Origin of the sequence: Anaerobacillus alkaliphilus (genome assembly GCF_004116265.1) — a bacterium.
Taxonomy (GTDB): domain Bacteria; phylum Bacillota; class Bacilli; order Bacillales; family Anaerobacillaceae; genus Anaerobacillus; species Anaerobacillus alkaliphilus.
The window spans coordinates 1-671 of record NZ_QOUX01000017.1; the positions used below are offsets into that span (position 1 = coordinate 1).

1 protein-coding gene and 1 rRNA gene are annotated in these 671 nt (G+C 41.7%); one reads left to right on the top strand and one right to left on the bottom strand.

The features are described from left to right. Positions 1–107 (top strand): 5S ribosomal RNA (gene rrf / locus DS745_RS04355); the annotation flags it as partial. Positions 108–584: 477 nt separating this feature from the next. On the opposite strand, the gene DS745_RS04360 is transcribed toward rrf, so the two are convergent. After that, a partial coding sequence (locus tag DS745_RS04360) for an IS3 family transposase (protein WP_153188168.1) occupies positions 585–671 on the bottom strand: 87 nt, incomplete at its 5' end.

A 671-nucleotide genomic window follows, 5' to 3' on the forward strand; every position in this document is an offset into this window, starting at 1 on the left:
GATAGCGAAGAGGTCACACTCGTTCCCATGCCGAACACGATCGTTAAGCTCTTCAGCGCCGATGGTAGTTGGGGGTTTCCCCCTGTGAGAGTAGGACGTTGCTAGGTAACTAAGAAAAACACATCCCATGTGGATGTGTTTTTTTATGTTCTATATATTAATTTAAAACAACTTACTTCGTGTCTGTGCTCCTGCGTCTACGAGCTATGCTCCGAAGTGTGCTTCCTCGTCGCAAAGCTACGTGTAGGTATTCAATGAAGTTAACTCACGATGTAAACGAGGTCAGTAGCTTCGTTGCTAGGTAGAAAAAACACATCCCATGTGGATGTGTTTTTTCTGTTTTAATAAGAAGTATAAAATAGTATAGCTGGTATAGTTGCATCTGCGTCTACTAGTAACGCTCTGAAGCAGGCTTCCTCGATGCAAAGCTGCACGGAGTTACTCAAGGAAGTATCTCAGGATGTGAACGAGATCAGTAGCTTTTCTGCGTCTACGAGTATCACTTCGAAGAGAACTTCCATTCTCAAAACAAAACCACACCCAGTCTAAACTGTACCCCTTGTAAAGGACATTTTAAAAAAAGACTAGGCAGCGTTAAGAAGATGATCTCTGTACTGTACAGGGGTCATCTTTTTTAAATCCCATTGGTATCTATAATTGTTGTAGTAATT